The sequence below is a fragment of the Pedobacter sp. HDW13 genome, assembly GCF_011303555.1.
Lineage (GTDB): Bacteria > Bacteroidota > Bacteroidia > Sphingobacteriales > Sphingobacteriaceae > Pedobacter.
Map to the genome: position 1 here is coordinate 5550720 of NZ_CP049868.1, position 26273 is coordinate 5576992.

Consider the following 26273-nt stretch of genomic DNA (forward strand, 5'->3'; position numbering starts at 1 on the left):
TATTGTCAATTAAGAAAAGGGATAAATGAGTATTTACTTTATTTTATCAGAGCAAAAATAAGTCAATATTTAACTACAATTCTAGCTATATCCATGTTTTAATTACAATTTAAATTATAATATACTTTCTAACCAAAGGATTAACAGAGATTGAAATATAATGAGCCAAATTACCTCTATTTTTTTGTATCATTTTTAATAAACGTTGATTTGACGTTATATTTTTTTATATAGGAAAAAAGCATTGATCTCCTTATTACTGATAATCAATTGCAACTTTATAATAATAAAGACAAAATTATAAATACCAGAGCATTAAATGGAAGGACTAAGCCTTCCAAAACCATGTTAAAAACTAACCAAATAATAAGATGAACTTAAAATTTTTACGCAAAATTTCTTTGCCTTTGCTGCTTATGCTTATGGCAAGTACAATTCTCTTTGCCCAAGACCGAAAGGTTACCGGTAAGGTTGTTGATCAATCCGACGGGAGTGGTATTCCCGGGGTGAATGTAAGCATCAAAGGTATTCCCAGTAACGTAAGCACAAATGCAGACGGCGTTTACACCATCCAGGTAAAAAACAACACAGATGTATTGGTATTTTCTTATATCGGATATATAAGGCAGCAAATCACGGTGGGTACCCAAAACAATATCAATGTAAAACTTCTTCCAGATAATAAAAACCTCGAAGACGTGGTGGTGGTGGGTTATGGTACCCGGAAGAAAATCTCTTTAACAGGTTCCGTTTCTACACCAGATTTAAAAACTGTAGAAGATATACCTGCCTTAAACATTACATCGGCTTTAAAAGGTACTACACCAGGTTTAAGTGTTTCTGGCGGAGCACAAAGACCAGGGCAAGGAACTACCATTACTATTCGTAATCCGGTGGTATTTGCTAAAGATGGCGGACAAGGAACCAATCCGTTATTCGTAATTGATGATATCATAAGGACACAAGCCGACTTTGATAATCTTGATATTAATGAGGTAGAGAGTGTAACAGTGCTGAAAGACGCAGAAGCAGCCATTTTTGGTATTCAAGGTGCGAATGGTGTAATTATGATTAGAACTAAAAAAGGAAGAATCGGAGCACCAAAATTTAATATTAGCAATTCATTAGGGGTTTCTACCGCTACCATTATGCCTAAATTGATGAATTCTTCGCAATTAGGAACGTTTTCAAATGATTATACAAATGCATCAGCATATATTCAAACTGTACCAGGTGTACCAGTAGACAAATTCATTAATGCTGACGGTTATTTAGTAACAGCAGGCGTGCCTGCAAGTTCCAGAACGGCTGCCTGGTATACTCCAGATGAGTTAGAATATTTTGCTAATAACAGTCATGATTACTTCAATGATGCTTTTGGTCCAGCTTACGTTTGGAGAACAGCAGCAAATATTAGTGGCGGAACAGATAAAGTAACTTATTTTATTGGTGGCGATTTCGTAAATCAGAACAGTAACTTTAAAGGAATTAATTCGCATAAATATGGTTTAAGGGCTTCAGTAGAAGCAAAACCTGCTAAAGGTCTTGTAACTTCATTATCATTAAATGCAAATATTGGTTATTCAAGAAGTTACTGGTATAAATTAACAAGTACCTCAGAGAATTTAGATAATGACGCGGCATCGTTACAAAATGTTCAGCCATGGCAAGAATATTTTATCAATGGTAATCCGGTAATTATTGGAGGAAGTAATACTGGTGGTAATGATAACATCAATTTTTTCCAAATCCAAAATTCAAATAACTATACCGGCGGTACAAATACATCAACAAATATTTTAGCCAAAGTAACTTATGAAATTCCAGGAATTAAAGGCTTAATGGCTACAGCAACATTTAATAAAAACTTAAATGCAGCTAACAATAAGCAATTCGGTACCACATTTGTTTATTATAAATACGCTGGGTTAGGCGCAAACAACCACATTCCGGGAGGAAATTTAACAGGTACTTTTAATGTGTTAAACGGGGATAAAGTTCGTTTAACACCAACATTTGCTGATAGCTACCAGATAAATGGTGGTTTAACCTACAATCGCACCTTTGGAAAGCATAGTATTTCTGCATTGGCTTTATTTGAGCAACGTGAACAATACAGTGAGAGTGTTAATGCCGAGGCAACAGGCTTAGTGGCGGGTGCCTTGGATTACCAATCATTTGCAGTAGGTACATCAAGCTCTAATCAATCATCAGCAGTAAGTCTTTTTGGCTTCCAATCTATTATCTCGAGATTAAATTATGATTACGATCAGAAATACTTGTTTCAAGCGATTTTTAGAAGAGATGGAAGCTCACGATTTGCACCGGGCAATAACTGGGGTAATTTTCCAGCTGCATCGGTTGGCTGGGTAGCATCAAAAGAATCTTTTATTGCTGATAATTTTAAGTGGTTAGATATGTTAAAATTCAGAGCCTCATTTGGTTTGTCTGGTGTGGATAATACAAAAGCTTATCAATATCTGGCCAATTATAACTTAGGTACTGGTAGCGCTGGAGGAGCTGTATTTAATGGAAACGATAACAGAACAATTGCGATTAAGCCAAATTTAGCGATTCCAAACGCAGATGTAACCTGGAATAAAGAGTTCAAAACCTCTTATGGTGTTGATATGGCTTTCTTAAAAAATCGGCTATCATTTACCGGAGAATACTATTGGAATCACGGTACAGATATTTTAACATCATTAAGCTCATCAGTTCCTGCTACAATTGGAGCAAGCACACCAACTGAAAACTATACCAATGCAAACACATTTGGTTGGGAGTTCTCTGCAACCTGGAAAGATAACATTGGAAAAGATTTCACTTACAGTTTTAGTCCGTTCTACACCTGGATGGATAATAAAATGTTAAAGGTAGATCAATCTGCAGCAATTGTTGGTACAGTTGAAGATGTTACCGGAAGATCTTCTGATTTAGGTGTATTTGGTTACAAATCATTAGGTATTATCAGAACTCAAGCTGAGGCTGATGCAATTATAGCACAAAGAGCTACAGCTGCAGGTGGATCTGCCAATGTTAAAATATTTGGACAAGCCTTGCAACCTGGCATGATCAATTACGAAGATGTGAATGGTGATGGGGTGATTAGTACCGATAAGAAAGATCAGGCATTCATCAAAAGCAGACAAAATAATCATAATGCTTTGGGTTTGAACTGGAATGTTGGCTATAAAGGATTGGTGTTAAATGTAATTATGGGCGTTTCATGGGGCGGCTGGACAACAATTGATGGTTTAAAGCCAGCAAATCAATCTAGTGCCGCAACAGGTGCATCTATTTATGATAACAGAGCGGCTTATTGGGTTGATCACTGGACACCAACAAACACAGACGCCACATACCCTAATCCGTTCTTTAGAACCAATTTTGAAGTAACGTCTGACTTTTGGTTAGTTAAGGCGACAAGTTTTAACATAACAAGTTTGAATTTAAGCTACAACATACCAACTAAAATTGCTAATAAAGTAGGTATGGCTAGTGCCAGAATTTTTACGGTCGCTACCAATCCAATTCAATTTATTAACCCATTCCCTGGTAAATACAGAGATTTGCAAACAGCTTTATATAGTTACCCAACACTAAAAACTTGGTCGTTTGGTTTAAATATTGGCTTTTAATACGTATAAAAATGAAAAAGATATTCGTTATAACTGCATTAAGTTTAGCTGTAATTTCGCTAACAAATTGCAAAAAAGTTTTAGAAAAATCAGACGTAGGAAATTTTACTGCTGAGCAAGTATTTAATGATTCAACCACGGTAAAATTGAATGTAGATTATTTATATAGTCAAAATCAGCCTAATTGGTTCGGTAGTACAGGCGGTTCTATTCACTCTGCCGGAACATATAATTTAACAGAAGAAAGTCAAGGAAGTAATGTTTTTGTTTTAGGTACTGCAACAATAGAAAGTGTTACTGATTTAGGGGTTGCTAACGCGAATAATAATAGCTATGGAAAAATCAGGACAATCAATACTTTCTTAAGAGATTTAAACGCAGGCAACCTGGATATAGCCATGAAACGTAGATTTGCCGCTCAGGCCTATTTTTGGAGAGCATTCAGATACTTTGAATTAGCTAAGCTGTACGGAGGGGTACCATTAATCTTAGTGCCACTTAACGCCGTTGGTGATGAAGCAAAACAATTGGCTTTAACACCTCGCGCTAAAACCAGTGAAGTATTTGCTCAAATTAAAAAGGATTTGGATTCTTGTGTAAAATACTTACCTGCAAAATGGCCTAAACAAGCCGATTATGGTCGGATTACTTCAGGCGCAGCTGCTGCTTTTATGGGTAGGGTATTGCTAACCTATGCCAGCCCGAGTTTAATCCAAGTAACGATGTAACAAGATGGCAAGCTGCTTATGATGCAAATAAAACTGCAGTAACACTTTTATCTGCAAACGGTTTTGGACTTTATTCAAAGTTCGACTATACCATGTGGACAACCGAAGGAGGAACGTCTACTGGTGCTCCATTAAATCCAGAAGCCGTACTCGTAACCGGATATAATACTTCTTCGGTAGATATTAATATGAATAACAACACATTCGATAATGGGGCCAGACCTAGATCTGTTTCTGGAAGCGGTTCATATACGCCTAGTTACGAAATGACTTTAGCTTTTCCAATGTTGGATGGCAAGCCAGCTACCGGAACCGGAGCATCCACAAAGTATCCGTATACAATGTCTACATTCTATAAAAATAGAGACCCAAGATTTAATGCAACTATTGCCTACAATGGAGCAACCTGGGGTAGTGTAATGAATGGTACCCGTTTATGGACATACTATTATTACAGTGCAGCTTCAGGTACAACAAATAAAACAACAGAAGCAACGGCAGCGAGCAATACCGGTTTTTATTTACGCAAGGGGTAGATGAGACAAAGGCATCTCCAAGTACATTTATCGGAACCGATTGGATTGAAATCCGTTACGCTGAAGTGCTCCTGAATTTAGCAGAAAGTGCAGCAGAATTGAATAAATTGGGTGCAGCAGATGAACCCTATGCAAATTTGATCGCGATAAGAAAACGGGCTGGAATTGAGGCTGGTGCCGACGGTTTGTATGGTTTAAGTGCTGGCATGTCACGCATTGATTTAGTCGCTGCTATTATGAAAGAAAGACAGATAGAATTCGCATTTGAAGGTAAAAGATTTTTTGATCTACGAAGGAGAAAGCTGCTTGAATCGACCCTCAACGGAATGAAAAGAAATGCACTTGTAATTCAGTTAAACAGAAGTGGTACGTTAGCAACCGACTATATTGCTTCTACCAGGGAAGCATCTGCCATAACTTCATTAGATGCCTTGTACGCTTCTAGTTTTACATTAAATTTAAAAGCATTGGATACCCAGAACATTAATTTCCAGGCAGGTAATTATTTCTATGGTATTCCAACAGCGGCAATAAACAATAACCTTAATTTACAGCAAAATAATACCTGGGGCGGTCCCTTTGATCCGCTTCAATAGATGCTTTAATAATTTTTTGGGGCGGTTTGCTCATCGCCCCGGTTTTTTTATAATTGGTTTGGAAAAGGAAACATTAATTTGTTTCCTTTTTTTCATTTAAGAATGTTACATTTATATATGAATTTTATTTATATCTTGTAACAGGGTTGAGAGAATGAATTTGATTTGTTACAGCTAATATTATCAATTGGTAATATTATACAAAACATAGCCAAAATTATACAGTAAACCACCCCAATTTGCATGCAACTTTGAAATATAATATACTTTCTAACCAAAATACTAACAAAGGATAAACAAAGAAATGAGCCGCAATTTTTAATAAATTTGTTCAGGCATTCCTGCTAACCAAAAATATTTGCGTAAATTCTTTCGCTTCCCAAACAAGCAAAACACAAATGAAAAAGAACCTTTTAAATCTGTTGCTTGCAACAGCATTAACGCTCCCGGTAAATTATGCATTTGCGCAATATCCAAACATCCCGGCCGACATTAAAAAATCATCCGATTCTATGATGAAAGAGGCTTATCACCAATCGGATATTGCCTGGGAAAAAGCTAAGCCAATTATGGAGAAAGAGGCCAAAATGGGCAAACCTTATATTCCGTGGGCAGGCCGCCCTAATGATTTACCACAATCAGAACTTTTGGCTTTCCCAGGTGCTGAAGGTGGTGGTGCTTATAGTTTTGGCGGTCACGGCGGTAGGGTTATTGTGGTAAAAAATTTAAACGATAAGGGTCCTGGTTCTTTGCGCGATGCCTGCGAACAGGGAGGTGCCCGCATTGTAGTTTTCAATGTAGCAGGTATCATCCGCTTAAAAACACCGCTGATTATTCGTGCACCTTATATTACAATTGCCGGTCAAACTGCACCTGGTGATGGCGTTTGTGTTGCCGGCGAATCGGTTTGGTTAAATACACACGACGTAATTGTACGCTTCATGCGTTTCAGAAGGGGCGAAACTTTTGTGGGCCGCAGGGATGATGCCATAGGTGGCAACCCGGTGGGTAACATCATGATCGACCACGTTTCGGCCAGCTGGGGTTTAGACGAGAACATGTCGATGTACCGCCATATGTACAATGATAGTACCGGTAAAACCGAAGAAAAACTGGGCACGGTAAATATCACCATTCAAAACTCGATCTTTTCTGAAGCACTAGATTACTGGAACCATGCTTTTGGTAGCACTTTAGGTGGCGAGAACTGTGCCTTTGTTCGTAACCTTTGGGCCGATAACGGTGCGCGTAACCCTTCAATCGGCTGGAACGGTATTTTCAACTTCGCCAATAATGTGGTATTTAACTGGAACAACCGCTCAACTGATGGTGGCGATTATACTGCACAATATAATATCATCAACAACTTTTATAAACCAGGTCCAGTTACCGAACTTGGCGATCCAATCAGCTATCGCATTTTAAAGCCAGAATCGGGCCGTAGTAAATTACCTTATGTGGTATTTGGCAGGGCTTATGTTAATGGCAACATCATCGAAGGAAACGAAAAAGTAACCCGCGATAACTGGAATGGCGGTGTACAAATGGAAGATAAAAAAGGAGGCTTAATGTCTTTCGAAACGGCAAGTAAATATTTCCCGGCCATGAAAGCACAAAAACCTTTCCCAATGCCTAAAATCAGTATTATCCCAACACTACAGGCTAAAGATTATGTACTGGCCAACGCTGGTGCTACTTTACCTAAACGCGATCCGGTTGATACCCGTGTAATTAAACAGGTGGCTACAGGCAAAATCGAAGTTCATCCCGATGCCAAACCTTCAGCTTTTCAGTTCGAACACCGCCGTTTAGCTAAAGATTCTTACAAACATGGCATTATTACCGAAATTTCACAGGTAGGTGGTTATCCTGAATATAAAGGAACACCTTACAAAGATACTGATGATGATGGTATGCCAGATACTTACGAAATCAAAAACGGCTTGAACCCTAAGGATGCTACTGATGCGGTTAAAATCACCAAAAGTGGTTATTCAAACATCGAAGTTTATTTAAACAGCGTAGTTCCGGTTTCAATTGTAAAACCTAACACTAAATAATATGCGCACCTGGAGCTCAATTTTTAGCGTACTGGTCCTTTGTGCCGTAGGAAATGTAGCATTTGCACAATATCCGGTTATACCTGAGGCGATGGAAAAGAAAGCCGATTCGCTTTTAAACAGTATAGAAGAGAAATCGGAACTTCAGTTTCTGAAGGTAAAATCCATTATCGATGAGGAGGCCAAACATGGCAAACCCTATATTCCATGGGCAGCCAAACCCAGCGACTTACCTCAATCCAAACTGGTAGCCTTTCCGGGCGCCGAGGGTGGTGGCGCTTATTCTTTTGGCGGTCGCGGGGGTAAAGTTTACGTGGTAAACAACTTAAACGATTCGGGCAAGGGCAGCCTGCGCGAAGCCTGCGAACAGGGTGGTTCCAGGATTATTGTATTTAATGTTTCGGGAATCATCAAACTTAAAACACCACTGATTATCCGCGCACCGTACATTACCATTGCAGGCCAGAGTGCCCCGGGTGATGGCGTTTGTATTGCCGGCGAATCGGTTTGGATCAATACCCATGATGTAGTAATCCGTTACATGCGTTTCCGCAGAGGCGCTACTGATGTAACCCGCAGAGATGATGCCATTGGCGGCAATCCGGTTGGAAATATCATCATCGACCACGTTTCGGCAAGCTGGGGACTGGATGAAAACATGTCGATTTACCGCCATGTTTATGATAAAAAAGATGGTTCTAAGCCCGAAAAGCTACCAACTGTGAACGTAACCATTCAGAACTCTATTTTTTCGGAGGCTTTAGATACTTACAACCATGCTTTTGGCAGTACCATCGGCGGCTTGAACAGTACTTTTATGCGTAATTTGTGGGCATCCAATATCAGCCGTAATCCATCAGTTGGTATGTATGGCGATTTCGGCTTTGCCAATAATGTAATCTTCAACTGGTGGAACCGCAGTGCAGATGGCGGAGATAATGCTTCTTTTTATAGTTTCGTTAACAACTACTACAAACCAGGACCTATTACACCTGCCGGCGAACCGATTTCTTATCGTATCTTAAAGCCAGAATCGGGGAGAGACAAAAAATTTGCCAACGAATTTGGTAAAGCTTACGTTACCGGAAATATTACTGAGGGCAATCCAAAAGTAACCCAAAACAACTGGGATGGTGGCGTACAACCAGAAACCAAACGCGATAAACAAAAACTGCTCGATTCGATGCGTGTAGATAAACCTTTGCCAATGGCAAAAATTTCGATCATCGATACCAAAAAAGCTTACGATTATGTACTGGCTAATGCCGGGGCAAGTTTGCCGGTTCGTGATGCTGTTGACCAACGCATTGTAAAACAGGTTAGCACAGGCAAAATAGAACACGTAGAAGATGGGAAACTGCCGGCTAAACAAAGTTATGTTAAACGACGCTTACCAGCCGATTCGTATAAACAAGGCATCATTTCGGATATTGCGCAGGTTGGCGGCTATCCTGAATACAATGGAAAACCTTACTTAGATACCGATCAGGATGGTATTCCGGATGCCTGGGAAACTAAGCATGGCCTCAACCCGAAAGATGGAAAAGATGCCGCAAGCCTTACAAAATCGGGTTATGCGAATATTGAAGTGTATTTGAATAGCCTGGTAGATATCAGTAAAGTGAGACCTTAAGCTTAAATACAATCCGCGATCGTCATGCTGAATTTATTTCAGCATCTCTTTAACAGCGACCCTGAAATAAATTCAGGGTGACGCGTATTTGAATTAAGTTGATTAACAAAAACATAAATGCCAAAAACTAACCACATATTAAAGTCACCATCACTTAAAACTATCTCCATTCTGGTGATTGCGTTTTTTGTGAGCCAGGTATCCTTTGGTCAGAAAACCAAACCAGTTGAGCCACCTAAGCCCATATTTAAGGGTAAAGATGGTAAAATGGCGTACACTGCTGATGCCCAGGGAAACCGCATTCCCGATTTTTCTTATGCCGGTTACATGGCTGGCGAAAAAGCTATTCCCACAGCTACAGTTAAAATTGTGGTTCCGGTGGTTGAGGGCGATGCGACCCCGTATATTCAGCGTGCTATTGATATGGTTTCTGCGCTGCAACCGGGCAAGAATGGTTTACGTGGTGCAGTTTTATTAGAAAAAGGAACTTATCAGGTTGCCGGAATCTTAAAAATTTCGGCTTCTGGTGTCATCATCAGGGGGAGCGGAATGGGAGAGAATGGCACCAGGATTTTCGCTACCGGTTTAGATCGTATCGGCCTAATCAGGATTTTGGGCAAAAACAACAAAATTCAACAAGCGGCAGTTGCCATTAACGATACGTATGTGCCTGTTAATGCCATGCAACTTACGCTGGCCGATGCAAGTGGATTTAAAGTGGGTGATAGAATCACCATACAACGTCCATCCACAAAAGAGTGGATTGAAACACTAAAAACAGTTGAGTTTGGCGGTGGCGAAAGTGCGCTCGGCTGGAAACCAGGTACAAGGGATATTTTCTGGGACCGTAAAATTACCGCCATCAGCGGATCAACCATAACTTTCGATGCGCCCATTACTACCGCACTCGACGCCAAAATTGGTGGTGCAACTGTTGCTAAATACAAATGGGATGGCCGCATTGCAAAGGTTGGTATTGAGAACCTAAAACTCGAATCAGATTACCACAAAGACAATATTAAGGACGAATATCATCGTTGGACAGCTATCTGCATCGAAAACGCAGAAGATGCCTGGGTACGGCAGATTGTTTTCGAGCATTTTGCAGGTTCTGCAGTGAATGTTCTGGCTACAGCCAAAAGAATTACAGTTGAGGATTGTAAATCCTTAGCCCCGGTTTCTGAAATTGGTGGCGAACGACGCAATACCTTTTTAACCACAGGCCAGCAAACGCTTTTCCAAAGGTTGTATTCAGAATATGGCTACCACGATTTCTCGGTTGGTTTCTGCGCACCCGGACCTAATGTTTTTGTACAATGCCAATCGTATTTGCCATTTAGTTTTAGTGGCGCTTACGATAGCTGGGCTTCGGGAGTGTTATTCGATATCGTAAATATTGACGGGCAGGCATTAAGTTATCTGAACCGTGGTCAGGATGGCCAGGGAGCAGGCTGGAGTGCTGCAAACAGTGTTTTTTGGCAGTGTAGTGCAGCAAGAGTCGACAATTACCAGCCACCCACTGCTCAAAACTGGGCTTTTGGCACCTGGTCGCAATTTGCAGGTAACGGTTACTGGGACATGTCGAATGAGCAAATCCAGCCCCGTAGTTTGTATTATGCCCAGTTAAAAGACAGGTTAGGCAACAGCGTTGATGCCCGAACCTTTGTACTTCCGGTTGAAACCGAAGCATCGAGCAGTCCGCCTGTTGATGTTGCCCTTAAACTCACCAAACTGGCTTATAAACCTGCATTAACCTTATCCGAATATATCGATTCGGCAGCAGAAAGGAATAAAATCCCAACCGATAAAGGTCAGGCTAAATCCGTTACCAGCTCAGGATTTCACAGCAGCAGCACCGTGCAAACAGCTGGTATAATGAGCATAAAAAATGGCTGGATTGCCCGTGGCAACGAAATTGTGCTTGGCGACAGGCAGGAAGTTCCCTGGTGGAATGGCAGCGCCCGTCCGCATGGCTTAAAAAACACGAAATTCCACATTACCCGTTTTGTACCGGGCCGCGAAGGAAATGGCTTAACCGATAATTTAGAGGAAATAACCGATTCGATGAAAAATGGCCAGGTTAAAATCCTTGATCACAATTATGGCCTTTGGTATGATAGGAGAAGAGACGACCACGAGCGTATCCGCCGTATGGACGGAGAAGTTTGGGCACCATTTTACGAACTTCCTTTTGCCCGTAGCGGACAGGATAAAGCCTGGGATGGTTTGAGTAAATACGATATCACCAAATACAACCTCTGGTATTGGGACCGTTTAAAAACTTTTGCTAACCTGGCCGATCAGAAAGGTTTGGTACTCATTCACGAAAACTATTTTCAGCATAACATTATTGAAGCCGGTGCACACTATGCCGATTTCCCATGGCGTACCGCAAATAACATCAACAGTACAGGTTTCCCTGAGCCCGTTCCTTATGCAGGCGATAAACGCATTTTTATGGCAGAGCAGTTTTACGATATCAGCAATGCACACCACAGAGCAATCCATAAAGCTTATATCCGAAAATGCCTGGAAAATTTCGACGGAAACTCTGGTGTAATCCAGCTTATCGGTGCTGAGTTTACAGGCCCTCTACATTTTGTACAATTCTGGATCGACACCATTAAAGAATGGGAAAAGGAAACCGGCAAACACCCGATTATTGGGCTAAGCGTAACGAAAGACGTGCAGGATGCCATTTTAGCTGATCCGGAACGCGCAAACGTAATCGATTTAATCGATATCCGCTATTGGCACTATCAGGCCGATGGCACTGCCTATGCACCGCAAGGAGGTTTAAGCCTTGCCCCACGTCAGCACGCACGCTTATTAAAACCTAAGAAAACATCTTTTGAAGAGGTTTATCATGCTGTTTCTGAGTATAAAACCAAATTCCCTGAAAAAGCGGTAATCTATTCGGGCGATAGCTACGATAATTTCGGATGGGCCATTTTGATGGCAGGCGGTTCACTTTCTAACGTAGATCATATCGATAAAGCTACACTTAACCTCATTGCAGGTACCAAGGCCTTTCTTCCGGTAGGAAAAAATACAAAGCAATATGGTTTGGAAAACGCAGGAAAAACCTATGTTCTATACAACGCCACCACCGAAGCCATAAGTGTAGACCTGACTAAAACCAGCGGGAAATTCAGTTTGAAAGTATTGAATCCTAAAACCGGAAAAGTACTGAAAGAAGAGAAAATAAACGGAAATACGGTTGCCAAAATCAGTAAAACCGGTGCAGGCGACGAGGTAATTATCATCAATAAAATTTAGTTATGACGCTTAAATCTAAAATATTTCTTTTATCAATGATATCCTTACTCGCCTTTGGCTGTAAGAAAAAGCCGTATTTTGGCGATAATAGCTTACTGGTTTCCGAAAATGGCAGATATTTAACTACCGGCGACGGAAAACCTTTTTTCTGGCTGGGCGATACCGGCTGGTTACTGTTTGGCAGGCTAACGCGCGAAGAGGCCAATACCTACCTCGAAGATAGAAAGCAAAAAGGCTTTAATGTAATCCAGGTAATGGTTTTGCACGATGTGCCCTCGCGCAATGTGTATTTAGATTCGTCGGTAGTGCATGCTGATGTGTCCAGGCCAATGGTTACGCCAGGCAATAACCCCAAAGATTCTGTTGCTTACGATTATTGGGACCATGTAGATTACATTGTAGACAAGGCGGCCGAAAAAGGGCTTTACATGGCCTTGGTACCCGTTTGGGGAACCAATGTTAAAACCGGAAAAGTAAAAGAAGCGCAAGCCAAAAAATATGCCGAATTCTTAGCTAAAAGATACCGTGACAGATGGAATATCATCTGGCTAAATGGTGGCGACATTAAAGGTTCTGACGGCTTGAAAGTGTGGAATGCAATCGGCCAGGCACTAAGGGCCAACGATCCGAATCACCTAATTACTTTTCACCCAAGAGGCAGAACAGCCTCTTCGCAATGGTTCCACAATTCGCCGTGGAGCGATTTCGATATGGTACAATCGGGCCATCGCCGTTACGAACAGGATACTTCTAAAAACGAAAAATTACACTACGGCGAAGACAACTGGAAATACATTGAAACCGATTATAAGCTAAAGCCTGTTAAACCTACTATCGATGGCGAACCCTCGTATGAAGATATTCCCCAGGGTTTGCACGATACTACCCAACCACGCTGGCAAGATGCTGATGTGAGAAGGTATGGTTACTGGTCGGTTTTTGCGGGGGCTTTTGGCTACACATACGGCCATAATTCGGTAATGCAGATGTACAAGTTTACGGATAAAAAACCTGCTTACGGTCCAAAAGACCAGTGGATTACCGCCCTGAATGCTAAAGGGGCAACGCAAATGCAATATTTAAAACAGCTGATGCTATCGCATAATTATTTCGATCGCGTACCCGATCAGACGCTGGTTGCCGGTAAAAACGGAGAAAGGTACGAGCGTGTACTCGCTACAAGAGGCGAAGATTATGCCTTCTTTTATACCTATACAGGCCAAAATTTCAAAGTACAAATGGGTAAAATTGATGGTGATGATGTAAAGGCATCGTGGTTTGACCCAAGAACAGGAAAAATCACACCAATTGGCGAATTTGAAAACAAAGGGATTCACGAGTTTGATCCTCCGGGAACACCTGCAAATGGTAACGATTGGGTGTTGATTTTAGATAATATATAGATAATCGTCATTTCGACTGGAGTGAAGCGGAATGGAGAAATCTATTTAAAGGATGTGAGATTCCCGCCTGCGCGGGAATGACGATCAGGGAAGTAAAGAAATAACAAAAAAAAACGTGTTAAAATCAAAGTTAATATCATCATTTCGGTTAGCTATAATTGGTTTGCTTTGCTGTGGGTTAACTTCCTGCTCCAAACAGGCTTACTTATTTACTTCGTTCCACGAACCGGCTACAGAAGGTTTGCGCCTGTTGTATAGTTATGATGCTTACCACTGGACCGATTTAAACAAAACGTTCTTAAAACCGGCAGTTGGCACGCAGAAAGTATTGCGTGATCCATCAATTGTTCAGGGTCCGGATGGCACTTTCCATTTAGTTTGGACCTGCAGCTGGAAAGGCGATAAAGGTTTTGGTTATGCCAGCTCCAAAGATCTCATCCACTGGAGTGCTCAGCAATTTTTACCAGTAATGGAAAACGAACCTAAAACCGTTAATGTTTGGGCTCCCGAAATTTTTTACGATGATGAAAAAAAAGAATTTGTAATTATTTGGGCATCAACCATACCATTCCGCTTTGCCAAAGGGATAGAAGAAGAGGAAAATAACCACCGAATGTATTCGGTTACAACTAAAGACTTTATAACTTTTTCTCAGCCGAAATTATTTCTTGATCCCGGTTTTAGTGTTATTGATGCCGTGATTGTGAAACGCGCAACTAAAGATTATGTACTGGTACTGAAAGACAATACCCGTCCGAACCGCAATTTAAAGGTAGCTTTTGCCAGGTCAGCTTTGGGGCCTTACAAAAATGTGTCTGAAACTTTTAGCCCGAAATTAACCGAAGGCCCTACGGTTGTAAAAACCGGAAAAGATTGGCTGATTTATTTTGATGCCTATGGACAAAAGATTTATTCGGCCTATAAAACAACTGATTTTAAATCCTTTAAAGATGTGACTTCCGAAGTTTCAATACCCGAAGGGCATAAACACGGAACAATTATAAAAGTGAAAAATAAAGTAATTCAGGATTTATTAAAGAGTAGATAACTCGTACAAACCTTGCAGGTTTTAAGAACCTGTAAGGTTTAAATAAGAACTCAGTGCCTTAGTAGTTAAAATATTAAAAATGAAAATATTTAAAATAATTAGTTTAGTCCTGTTGTTTGCATTGGCGATATCAAACGCGCAAGCGCAAGATACCGTGCGTTACACAGGCAAAACACTGGTTAATGCCGATTATCATCATGGCCAGCTAACACCGGTAGTGGGCGTGCACAATATTCAAACTTTCAGGGCGAACAGGGAACACCCTGAACTGGCCGAAAACTTTGGTTGGACTTATAACCACGCACCCATGCTGGCTTACTGGAATAACCGTTTTTATGTAGAATATTTAAGCGATAAAGTAGGAGAAAGCATCCCGCCGGGACAAACTTTACTACAATCGTCGAAAGATGGTTATACCTGGACCAAACCCGATGTAATTTTTCCGGTTTACCGTATTCCTGATGGCACTACAAAAGAAGGGCGCACCGATGTAGCTAAAGATCTCGATGCGGTGATGCACCAACGGATGGGTTTTTATGTATCCACCAAAAACGTATTCCTGGTTTTGGGCTTTTATGCCATTAGTTTCGATGCCAAAGATGATCCAAACGATGGGCATGGCATTGGCCGGGCGGTGCGCGAAATTCAGGCAGACGGCAAATACGGACCAATTTATTTCATTCACTACAATCCAGGTTATTCAGAAAAAAACACCCGATATCCTTATTATACAAAAAGTAAAAGCAAAGCTTTTGTTGAAGCTTGTAAGGAGTTGTTGACCAATAAATTAATGACCCAGCAATGGAACGAAGAGGCAGACCGAAAAGATCCGCTTATCACCTTGCAGAAGCAATACAAAGCGTTTAGCTATTACCATTTGCCTGATGGCCGCGTAGTAGGCTTATGGAAAAATGCACTAACGGCTATCAGTACCGACAATGGTAAAAGCTGGCCTGAAAGTGCTTTCCGTGCACCCGGTTTTGTAAACAGCAACGCCAAAATATGGGGACAGAAAACAAGCGATGGTAATTATGCAACAGTATATAATCCATCCGAATACCGCTGGCCACTTGCCATCTCTACCAGCAAAAATGGCTTAGACTATACTGACCTGTCCTTAGTTAACGGCGAAATCTCTCCGATGCGCTATGGCGGCAATTACAAATCCTATGGTCCACAATATGTGCGCGGCATAGAAGAAGGCAACGGAAAACCTGCCGACGGGAAACTTTGGGTAACCTACAGCATGAATAAAGAAGATATCTGGGTTTCTGGTATTCCGGTACCGGTAAGCACCACGGTAAAAACGCATGTAAACGATGATTTTAGTAAAATGCCGGCCGAACAGGCTTTAGCATTTTGGAATATTTACAGCCCGTTATGGGCACCTGTAAAGGTTGAAAACGGTAATCTGGTTTTAAAAGACAAAGATCCCTTTGATTATGCCAAAGCTGAACGCGTATTTCCTGCATCGGCTAAGCTAAGTGCTTCTTTCTCAGTCACTCCGAAACAGGATAATTTTGGCTTATTGGAAATTGAGCTGCAAGACGAGAAAGGCATGGCTACCGTTCGTTTAACTTTCGATACTGCAGGCGTGTTAAGTGCAAAAGCAGGTGCACGTTACAAAAACTTCCTAAAATATAAAGCTGGCGAAACTTACGATATTAAACTAAAACTAACCACCGCGAATCGTTTTTACACCATAACGGTTAACGGCAAAGATGTGCTCACCAGCCTGGCCTTTCAACCTCTAGCCAATGTTTCGCGCATTGTGTTCCGCACCGGAGATGTTCGCCGTTTCCCGGATGTTGATACACCTGCCGATCAGACCTACGATTTAAAAAATGCGGGCGAAGCCGAGAAAAAAGAAGCTGTTTACCTGATTAAATATTTAAAAACGGAGGGATTATGAGGCAGTTGACAGTTTACAGTTCGGAGTTTGCAGTTTTCCCTTCATTGCGCTTAAAGCGCTTCGTCATTCCGACTGTAGCGAAGGAATCTTTTAAGCAAACTATTAAGATTTCTCGGCTACGTTGCACTTCGCTCGAAATGACGATAATCATTACGCTCTTATCGTTTTTTTCGCTTACCACCAATGCCAAAATCCTGTTGCCGCAAATCTTATCCAGCAATATGGTTTTGCAACGCGATAAACCCATCACGATCTGGGGCTTCGCAGCTGTTGGCGAAAAAGTAACGGTTACCTTTGCAGGCCAGAAAAAAGAAGCGATTGCCGGCCAAAACGGAAGCTGGGCAGTGGTATTAAATCCATTAAAAACATCGGCAGAGCCACAAAGCATGATCATTTCTGGTGCTAATACAATCGAACTCAGCAATATCCTGATTGGTGAGGTATGGCTTTGCTCCGGCCAGTCGAACATGGAATATGCCATGCGTAAACTTGCCAAAATCCCGAAACCAAAAAACGACAAACTGGGTTTCCCGGCTGATGAAGTTGCACAGGCGAAAAATAAACAGATCAGAATTTTCCTGGTGAATAGAAAAACGTTGATTAAACCCGATTCTATTCATAAAAGCTGGAGTGTAGCCCAGGATTCAGCCTTGCGGGCTTTTTCGGCTGTAGGTTATTTCTTTGCGAAGGAACTACAGCAAAAGCTCGGCGTTCCGGTGGGGGTAATTTCTTCCGCTGTACCCGGCAGCGCCATCGAGCCCTGGATTAGTCAGGAAGCATTTGCTACAGAACCTTATTTCAAAAACGAAAAAGTGGGTAACGATCCGGGCAAGTTTTATACACCAATGATTGAACCGCTTTCCAAATTTAAAATCGCTGGCTTTTTATGGTATCAGGGAGAAACCAATTGCTTTTTAAGCGAAACGATCAGCTACAGTTATAAAATGAAAACGCTGATAAACCTCTGGCGCAAAGCATGGGGCGAAAGTAATCTGCCTTTTTATTATGTGCAGATTGCCCCTTTCGATTACAGCAAGCAAAAAAGCGATAAAGTGGTATTGACCGCCGATACAGAGCCTGCTTTTTGGGAAGCACAAGAACAGATCTTACGCTTGCCCAATACCGGAATGGTTTCAACCTCCGATTTAAACGATAACGGTGGCGATTTACATCCAACTTATAAATGGGAGGTAGGCAGGCGTTTAGCACTTTGGGCTTTAGCCAAAACTTACAAGCAAAAAACAGACTTTTCTGGTCCTGTTTATAAAACAGTCGCCTTTAAAGGCGATAAAGCCGTACTCGATTTCGAATATTTAAATGCAAACGCTTCTGATACTGTTACCGGCTTTACACTGGCAGGTGCTGATGGCAAATTTGTACCAGCCAATGCAGTTATCAAAGCCGGCAAGGTATGGGTTTCTGCTAAAGATGTAGCGCTGCCTAAAGCGGTGCGCTATAACTGGACAGAAAATCCCACCGGAAATTTTTACAACCACGGTTTACCCGCTTTACCTTTTCGAACCGATAATCCATTAAACCAGCAATTTAAAACCAATTAATGTTAAAACGAGCATCACTATTTCTTTGCTTTACTTTACTGTTTTGCCTGGCAAAGGCACAACAAACAGAGAAATTATATCTATCGGGTACGGGTAACGACAATACGGTAAACTGGGAATTCTTTTGTACAGAAGGCATGAATTCGGGCAAATGGACAACCATCCCTGTTCCTTCAAACTGGGAGCTGCAGGGCTTTGGCAAATACAATTACGGTTTCAACAAAGAAGAAAATAAAGGTAAGGAGCAAGGCCTTTACAAGTATAATTTCAATGTTCCCACTGTCTGGAAAAATAAGGAAATCAATATCGTTTTTGAAGGCTCGATGACCGATACTGAAGTCAAAATTAATGGTCAGCTGGCGGGAGAGATCCACCAGGGTTCATTTTATGTTTTTAAATACAACATTTCCAAACTGATTAAATTTGGAAGCGATAATTTACTTGAAGTAAAAGTAGCTAAACATTCTGCCAATGAATCGGTTAACAATGCAGAACGCAATGCTGATTTCTGGATTTTTGGTGGTATTTTCCGTCCGGTTTATCTGGAAGCTTTACCCCAAACCCACATCAACAGCGTACAAATCAATGCACAAGCTAATGGAATATTGGCTGCAAATATTTTAACCACTGGTGATGCTGATCAAATTTTGGTTCAATTAACCGATGTAAAAGGAAATAAATTCGGTAGTAATACCGCTTTTAAAATTACAGGGGCTAGCACGAGGATCAACCAGGCGTTTAAAAACCCCGCGCTTTGGTCGTCGGAGTTCCCGAATTTATATACCGCTACTTTTAAGCTAAGCAAGAATGGAAAAATGCTCCATACGCTTACCAAAAAAATAGGTTTCAGAACGGTAGAACTACGCGAGCGCGATGGCGTGTATGTTAACGGCGTAAAAATGAAATTCAAAGGGGTAAACCGACATTCCTTTTACCCATCATCTGGCCGTACCACCAGTAAGAAAATCAGCATTGCCGATGTGAAGTTAATGAAAGAAATGAACATGAATGCTGTTCGCATGTCGCATTACCCGCCTGACGGCCACTTTTTAGATGTTTGCGATTCATTGGGCTTATTTGTGATGGATGAACTGGCAGGCTGGCACGGCACATACGATACCCCAACCGGCACCAAATTATTTAAAGAAATGATGGCTAATGATGAAAACCATCCGTCTATTATATTTTGGGCCAATGGAAACGAAGGTGGCCATAACCGCGAACTCGATCACCTTTTCCCCGAAAACGACATTCAAAAAAGACCATTAATCCATCCCTGGGAAGTTTTTGGCGGTTTTGAAACCACGCATTACCGCGAATTTAATTATGGCATTGGCAATTACGATCATGGCCATAACATTTTAATGCCTACTGAGTTCCTTCATGGCATGTGGGATGGTGGCCACGGTGCGGGTATTGAGGATTACTGGAACGCGATGTGGAACAATCCGCTTTCGGCCGGAGGCTTTCTCTGGGACTTTGCCGACCAGGCTGTAGTACGCACCGATAAAAACGGCATTTTAGATACCGATGGCAATCATGGCCCAGATGGTATTGTTGGCCCTTACCACGAAAAAGAAGGTAGTTTTTTTACAATCAAGGAAGTTTGGAGTCCTGTGTTTGTCGAAAAAAGAGAAATCACACCAGCATTTGACGGAGCGTTGCGCCTGGAGAACAGATATGCTTTTACTAATCTGAATCAATGCAGCTTTGAATGGAAACTGAAAAGCCTGAAAAACGATGGTACCGAAGCGTATTTCAAAGCAGGCAAAGCTGATGCGCCCGATATTAAACCCTTTCAGAAAGGAAAACTACAAATTAACCTTCCGGCCGGCTGGAAGAATTTCGATGCCTTATATTTAACTGCAAAAGATGTTTATGGTCAGGAATTATTTACCTGGAGCTTCCCAATCAGCCTGCCGAAAGATGATGCCGCTAAGCTAGTAGTAACTACTGGTCCATCGAAAGTGAACCTGAAAGAATCGGCGACGCTTTTTCAGGTTTCGGCCAATGGCATCCAACTCACTTTCGATAAAACCACCGGCCTGTTGCAGAAAGCCGAAAATACCAAAGGAATTATCCCTTTTAACAACGGACCTGTTTTACAGGAAGGTGTAAATAACTTCAAAAATTTCACAAGCAGAATGGACGGGCAAAACCTGGTTATTGCTTCTACTTTTGACCGCAAGGAGAGTTACAATACCTTAGAGTGGACCATTTATCCATCGGGCTGGTTAAAAATGCAGGTAAAATATTTCCCTGCCGCTTATTTTACCACTTTCGTGGGTTTAAACTTTTCTTACCCCGAAACCGAAATTAAAGGCGTAACTTATAAAGGAAACGGTCCTTACCGGGTTTGGAAAAACCGAATGAAAGGCACGCAGCTGGGTATTTGGAAAAAAGATTACAACGATTCCGCCACCGGAGAACCAGCCTGGCAGTACCCTGAATTTAAGGGCTACTACTCGAATATGTACTGGTGCGAATTTGTGGGCAGGCAACAATCTTTTAAAGTAGTAACCGATCGGGAAGATGTTTTCCTGAGGTTATTTACCCCAAAAAAATCGAAAGACACAGAATATGATAACATGAGCCCAACTTTTCCTAATGGGGATATTTCTTTCATGAATGGAATATCTGCTATTGGTACCAAAACACAAAAACCAGAAACAACCGGCCCGATGGGCATGAAGCATGTTTTTTACGATTTTGAAAAAGAACCGGCGAGAGCATTGGATATGACCTTGTATTTTGATTTTTCACCTAAGAATTAACCCCAGATGAATTGGATAAACACAGATAAAAAATACTTTTAATTACACTATTGGATTATTGCAGAAAAGATCAGTGTTTATTTGTGTGCATCTGTGGCAAAAAATAATTAACGAAATCAGTGTAATCACCACAAAAAAAATGAACATTAAAACCTACATATCGATAATCATACTGCTGCTGTTGCTGCCATTCCAGAAAGTGGTGGCCCAGGTGAGTCTGCAAAACCTGAAATGCGAGATGTTGGTTAATCCATTAGGTATTGATGTAACACAACCCCGGTTGAGCTGGGAAATCATTTCTTCAAAACGTAATGTTATACAAAAAGCTTATCAGGTTCTGGTGGCTTCAACCGCCGAAAAACTGGCACAAAATGAAGGCGATCTCTGGAATTCGGGAAAGGTAAATAACGAAGAGTCGATCCACGTTAAATACAATGGACAAGCACTGACCAGCAGAATGCGCTGTTACTGGAAGGTAAAAACCTGGACTACTGCCGGCGAAAGCGAATGGTCAGCACCCAATTCGTGGACGATGGGCTTACTCAACTACAAAGACTGGCCGAAAGGCTGGATTGGTTTCGACAGGGCTTTTCCCTGGGATAATACCAAAACCGATTCCCGCTTATCCGTACGTTATTTCAGGAAGGAATTTCAAAACACTAAAAAAGTAAAATATGCCACGGCCTCCATTATTGGTCTGGGCTTGTACCAGCTTTACCTGAATGGCAAAAAAGTAGGCGAGGAGGTACTCACACCTTCACCAACCGATTACAATAAAAACGTAAAGTACAATACTTACGATGTTACCTCGTATTTGCAGGAAGGAAAAAATGCGGTAGGTGCTGTTTTAGGCAATGGTCGTTTCTTCGCCATGCGGCAAAACGAAAAACCCTACAAAATTAAAACCTTTGGTTTTCCTAAAATGCTGCTGAACATCCGTATCGTTTACAGTGATGGCAGTACGGCCAATATCGATACTGATGACAGCTGGAAAGGCACTGCCGATGGACCTATCAGGGCCAATAACGAATACGACGGCGAAGAATACGACGCAACAAAAGAAGCGATTGGCTGGAATAAGGCAGGTTTTGACGACAGCAAATGGCTGAAAGCAGAGTTTGTTCAGGAACCTTTGGGAACCATCGAGGCCCAGATGAACGAAAATATGCGGGTGATGAATACGCTCAAACCCCTTTCAGTTAAGACAATCCCGGGTGGCAGATACCTGCTGGATATGGGACAGAACATGGTTGGCTGGCTACAGATTAAAGTAAAGGGGCAGAAAGGCAAACAGGTTAAATTGCGCTTTGCCGAATCACTACAGGAAAATGGCGAGCTGTTTACCGCAAACCTGCGCAATGCCAAATGCACTGATTTATATACTTTTAAAGGAAACGAAGCAGAATCTTGGGAACCCACTTTTGCTTACCGGGGTTTTAGGTATGTAGAAATATCTGGACTGAATTATACCCCCAGCCTGAATGATTTTACCGGAAAAATGATCTACGACAAAATGAACACCGTAGGTACTTTCGAAACTTCAAATGCGCTAACCAATCAGATTTTTAAAAATGCCTGGTGGGGAATTGCCGGTAACTATAAGGGCATCCCGATCGACTGCCCGCAACGCAACGAACGCATGCCCTGGTTAGGCGACAGAGGTGCTGTAGCACACGGCGAAAATTTCCTGTTCGATAATGGAAAATTTTATGCCAAGTGGCTGCAGGATATCAGAAATGCACAAAAAGAAGATGGTGCCATCCCCGATGTTGCACCTGCTTTTTGGCGCTATTACAGCGATAACATGAGCTGGCCAGGTTCTATTGTACTTATTACCGAAATGCTCTACAAACAAACCGGCGATGTAAATGCGGTAACCGATAATTATCCTGCCATCAAAAAGTGGCTTCGCTACATGCAGGAGCGGTACATGAAGGATTACATCCTCACCAAAGACAGTTATGGCGATTGGTGCATGCCACCTGTAACCATTGAAACGGGCAGAGGTAAAAGCGCAGATAAAAAATATCCTTCCGAATTGATTTCGACGGCTTATTACTACCACTTTACACAACTGATGATGCAGTTTAGCCAGATAAGCGGAAATGATAATGATTACAAAGAATTTAAAGCATTAGGCGATAAAATTAAAGCAGCCTTTAATCAGAAATTCTACAATGAAAAAGGCTTTTATGCCAGCAACAACTTAACAGATAACATTATTCCGCTGTATTTCGGAATGGTACCTGAAGCGAATATTAATCAGGTTTTCAAAAACATCGTGTACACGGTTGAAGTAACCAATAAAGGGCATTTAAGTAATGGTTTGGTTGGGGTACAGTGGCTAATGCGCTGCTTAAACGATTACGGCCGGTCAGATTTGGCCTACACCATTGCCACGCAAAAAACTTACCCGGGTTGGGGTTACATGATCGATAACGGTGCAACCACCATCTGGGAGCTCTGGAACGGAAATACTGCTGATCCGAAAATGAATTCGCAAAACCATGTAATGATGCTGGGCGATTTGCTAATCTGGTATTACGAAAATCTGGCGGGTATTAAGGCCGAAAGTCCGGCGTTTAAAAAAATTACCATGAAACCCGAAATGATTAACGGTTTGGACCAGGTAACTGCGGGTTATCATTCCGCTTATGGCCTGATTAAAAGCAGTTATAGCAAAACAGATAATAAGTTTAACTGGAAAATTAGCATTCCGGCCAATACAACAGCTACGCTTTACATTCCTGCTAAAAACAAAAATGCAGTTACAGAAAGCTTAGGTTCAATAAGAGATTTAAAATTTATAAAATTAGAAAAAGACAGGGCCATTTATGAAGTAGGGTCGGGAGATTATGAGTTTGTGGTGGAGCAGAAATAACTCCTGTACCGTCATGCTGAACTTGTTTCAGCATCTCACCATAGAGCTCGTCATTTCGAGCGGAGTACAACGTAGTCGAGAAATCTGCTCATATAGATTTCTCCGTTGCGCCGCTGGTGAAAAACAGCTGGCTCCAGTCGAAATGACGATTCTTCTATTGGACACTGTCAACCTCATAGCAGAGTTTAAAACAGCCAAGATGACGCGCATTTGCACACTAAACAAAATTTTTAAAACCAATATAAAATAATATTATGAGAAAGATTTTAAGATTCTTTATGCTGATCAGCCTACTGATGATTTCAGTAAATATATTCAGTCAAACAAAAGAAATTGTTGCACCTGAGGAAATTACCAGCAAAGCCAAAGAATGGGTTTCAGCTTTAAATTTAACCGATGCAAGCAAAAAAACAGCGGTTGAGCACATCATCGCAGTGCATTTAACAACCATCAGAGACTGGCATAACGACCATCCTTCATCCACAGTTCCCGATGGGATAAATCCGGTAACCGGTACCAAATTAAGCGACTTAGACAAACAGATTATCGCCGATTCGGCCATGCCTGCTGCTGTGCACAAAGCCCTGATGGACGGCTTAAACCAAAACCTAACAGCCGATCAGGTAGAATTGATCCTCGATAAATATACCATCGGAAAGGTGGCTTTTACCATGAAAGGCTACAAAGCCATAGTGCCCGATTTAACTGCCGATGAAGAAGCTAAAATACTGGCTTACTTAAAACAGGCGAGGGAGCAGGCTGTTGATTATAAAAACATGAAGCAGATTTCGGCCATTTTTGAGATCTACAAAACCAAATCGGAGCAATTGCTCAATAACAACGGCCGTAGCTGGAGAGCGCTTTACAGTGCTTACACCAAAAAAATTAAAGAAGAAAAAGCAGCAAAAGCAAAACAGTAGCATTTAGTTTAGTCTCATCGTCATTCCCGCAAACGCGGGAATCTTAAAGCAAAAGAAATGCATAGCGAATCCATTAAGATTCCCAGTCGAGCTGAGAATGACGACCGTTCATAATTAATTAAAGAATATGATATTCAAAAGAACTTTAACCATAGCCGCAGTAGCATTCGCTTTAACCGCCAATGCTCAGGTAGAAAAATGGCAAACCGGTATAGTTAAGCAGGAGTTTTTATACGAAAAGGCACCGTTTCCGTCTTGTCACTCGGCTACTATTGCCGAAACGCCAACAGGCCTGGTGGCTTCATTTTTTGGAGGTACCAAAGAAAGAAATCCAGATGTGGAGATTTACATCAGCCGCTTTGTTGATGGAAAATGGCTGGCACCGGTTTCGGTAGCGAATGGTATTATGGCCGATGGTAAACGATTACCTACCTGGAACCCGGTATTGTATCAGGTACCCGGCGGCGATTTATTGTTATTCTACAAAATCGGACCTAAGCCTTCAGAATGGTGGGGTATGATGCGAACCTCAAAAGATGGTGGTAAAACCTGGTCGGAAGCTACGAAATTGCCTGCGGGGAACATCGGTCCGGTTAAAAATAAGCCCGTACTGCTAAGCAACGGAAACCTGTTCGCGTCATCGAGCCGGGAGGGTGATGGCTGGAAAGTACATTTCGAGGTAACTAAAGATAATGGCAAAACCTGGCGTACCGTAGGCCCATTACAAGAAAATGGGCTTAAAGCCATTCAACCCAGCATTCTGCAATACGGAAAGGGTAAACTGCAAATTTTAGCACGTACCGCCAACCGGGCAGTTGCCGAGTCATGGTCGGCTGATAATGGCGAAACCTGGACACCGCTTACCAAAACTACATTGCCCAACAACAACTCGGGTACCGATGCCGTTACGCTGAAAGATGGCCGCCAGGTATTGGTTTACAACCATGTGCTGCCTCCGGGCGATTTAGCGAAAGGAGCACGCACACCGTTAAATGTTTCTGTTTCTAAAGATGGTAAAACCTGGTACGCAGCACTGATTTTAGAAGATTCGCCCATTAGCCAGTATTCTTATCCGGCTGTAATCCAAACGGCTGATGGCATGCTACATTTCATTTATACCTGGAGAAGGGAAAAGATCAAACATGTAGTAGTAGACCCCTCAAAGCTAAAATTGAAGAAAATTGAAAATGGCATTTGGCCAAAACTGAACGGATATGCCGCACCGGTAATTACAGAAACCAAAAACGAGGAGCCATGAGAAATCTAAACCGATACGTCATTGCGAGGAACGAAGCAATCTTAA

At 41.7% G+C, this 26273-nt stretch carries 13 protein-coding genes and 1 pseudogene; all 14 read left to right on the plus strand.

Translation table 11 applies throughout. From position 1 onward, the window contains the following. The first annotated feature begins 371 nt into the window (after positions 1-371). The 14 genes and pseudogenes from G7074_RS23115 to G7074_RS23175 all read left to right on the plus strand — a co-directional run bounded on the left by G7074_RS23115 (position 372) and on the right by G7074_RS23175 (position 26228). A complete protein-coding gene (locus tag G7074_RS23115; protein WP_124561394.1) occupies positions 372-3641 on the plus strand; it encodes a SusC/RagA family TonB-linked outer membrane protein in 3270 nt (1089 codons plus the stop codon). 11 nt (positions 3642-3652) lie between these two features. Further along, positions 3653-4369 carry a RagB/SusD family nutrient uptake outer membrane protein gene (locus tag G7074_RS26785; RefSeq protein ID WP_205944109.1) on the plus strand — a complete coding sequence of 239 codons (717 nt, stop codon included), beginning with the start codon at positions 3653-3655 and terminating at the stop codon, positions 4367-4369. Between the two features lie 188 nt (positions 4370-4557). Next, positions 4558-5501, plus strand: a pseudogene (locus G7074_RS28020) (RagB/SusD family nutrient uptake outer membrane protein). A 398-nt stretch (positions 5502-5899) separates the two neighbouring features. Next, entirely contained in the window at positions 5900-7561 is a 1662-nt protein-coding gene (locus tag G7074_RS23125; protein WP_124561396.1) for a polysaccharide lyase family 1 protein, read from the plus strand. A gap of 1 nt (position 7562) precedes the next feature. Further along, on the plus strand, positions 7563-9194 hold the full coding sequence (locus G7074_RS23130; protein ID WP_166211592.1) for a polysaccharide lyase family 1 protein: 1632 nt from the start codon (positions 7563-7565) through the stop codon (positions 9192-9194). A 117-nt stretch (positions 9195-9311) separates the two neighbouring features. Next, positions 9312-12473, plus strand: coding sequence for a DUF6298 domain-containing protein (locus tag G7074_RS23135; protein ID WP_166211595.1), 3162 nt, complete (start codon positions 9312-9314; stop codon positions 12471-12473). Positions 12474-12508: 35 nt separating this feature from the next. After that, positions 12509-13876: a glycoside hydrolase family 140 protein gene (locus tag G7074_RS23140; RefSeq protein ID WP_166211598.1), complete on the plus strand. Its 1368-nt coding sequence runs from the start codon at positions 12509-12511 to the stop codon at positions 13874-13876. Between the two features lie 115 nt (positions 13877-13991). Next, positions 13992-14924: a glycoside hydrolase family 43 protein gene (locus tag G7074_RS23145; protein WP_240916388.1), complete on the plus strand. Its 933-nt coding sequence runs from the start codon at positions 13992-13994 to the stop codon at positions 14922-14924. A 79-nt stretch (positions 14925-15003) separates the two neighbouring features. Then, positions 15004-16836 (plus strand): six-hairpin glycosidase, encoded by a 1833-nt coding sequence (locus G7074_RS23150; RefSeq protein WP_166211601.1) that lies wholly within the window; start codon positions 15004-15006, stop codon positions 16834-16836. Next, positions 16833-18395 carry a sialate O-acetylesterase gene (locus G7074_RS23155; protein ID WP_240916389.1) on the plus strand — a complete coding sequence of 521 codons (1563 nt, stop codon included), beginning with the start codon at positions 16833-16835 and terminating at the stop codon, positions 18393-18395. Before G7074_RS23150 ends, G7074_RS23155 begins: the two co-directional genes overlap by 4 nt. Next, entirely contained in the window at positions 18395-21169 is a 2775-nt protein-coding gene (locus tag G7074_RS23160; RefSeq protein WP_166211604.1) for a glycoside hydrolase family 2 TIM barrel-domain containing protein, read from the plus strand. The genes G7074_RS23155 and G7074_RS23160 overlap by 1 nt, the downstream gene beginning before the upstream one ends. A gap of 139 nt (positions 21170-21308) precedes the next feature. Further along, on the plus strand, positions 21309-24050 hold the full coding sequence (locus G7074_RS23165; RefSeq protein ID WP_166211607.1) for an alpha-L-rhamnosidase: 2742 nt from the start codon (positions 21309-21311) through the stop codon (positions 24048-24050). Positions 24051-24304: 254 nt separating this feature from the next. Continuing rightward, on the plus strand, positions 24305-24970 hold the full coding sequence (locus G7074_RS23170; protein WP_124561403.1) for a DUF3826 domain-containing protein: 666 nt from the start codon (positions 24305-24307) through the stop codon (positions 24968-24970). A gap of 127 nt (positions 24971-25097) precedes the next feature. After that, positions 25098-26228, plus strand: a complete 1131-nt coding sequence (locus tag G7074_RS23175; RefSeq protein ID WP_124561404.1) for an exo-alpha-sialidase — start codon at positions 25098-25100, stop codon at positions 26226-26228. Positions 26229-26273: the final 45 nt, after the last annotated feature.

Excerpts from the sequence above, each read along its gene's own strand:
- G7074_RS23160 (WP_166211604.1), top strand. The coding sequence starts at position 18,395 with ATGTTAAAACGAGCATCACTATTTCTTTGCTTTACTTTACTGTTTTGC.
- G7074_RS23115 (WP_124561394.1), top strand. The coding sequence starts at position 372 with ATGAACTTAAAATTTTTACGCAAAATTTCTTTGCCTTTGCTGCTTATG.
- G7074_RS23170 (WP_124561403.1), top strand. The coding sequence starts at position 24,305 with ATGAGAAAGATTTTAAGATTCTTTATGCTGATCAGCCTACTGATGATT.
- G7074_RS23135 (WP_166211595.1), top strand. The coding sequence starts at position 9,312 with ATGCCAAAAACTAACCACATATTAAAGTCACCATCACTTAAAACTATC.
- G7074_RS23130 (WP_166211592.1), top strand. The coding sequence starts at position 7,563 with ATGCGCACCTGGAGCTCAATTTTTAGCGTACTGGTCCTTTGTGCCGTA.
- G7074_RS23165 (WP_166211607.1), top strand. The coding sequence starts at position 21,309 with ATGAACATTAAAACCTACATATCGATAATCATACTGCTGCTGTTGCTG.
- G7074_RS23155 (WP_240916389.1), top strand. The coding sequence starts at position 16,833 with ATGAGGCAGTTGACAGTTTACAGTTCGGAGTTTGCAGTTTTCCCTTCA.
- G7074_RS23140 (WP_166211598.1), top strand. The coding sequence starts at position 12,509 with ATGATATCCTTACTCGCCTTTGGCTGTAAGAAAAAGCCGTATTTTGGC.
- G7074_RS23150 (WP_166211601.1), top strand. The coding sequence starts at position 15,004 with ATGAAAATATTTAAAATAATTAGTTTAGTCCTGTTGTTTGCATTGGCG.
- G7074_RS26785 (WP_205944109.1), top strand. The coding sequence starts at position 3,653 with ATGAAAAAGATATTCGTTATAACTGCATTAAGTTTAGCTGTAATTTCG.
- G7074_RS23125 (WP_124561396.1), top strand. The coding sequence starts at position 5,900 with ATGAAAAAGAACCTTTTAAATCTGTTGCTTGCAACAGCATTAACGCTC.
- G7074_RS23175 (WP_124561404.1), top strand. The coding sequence starts at position 25,098 with ATGATATTCAAAAGAACTTTAACCATAGCCGCAGTAGCATTCGCTTTA.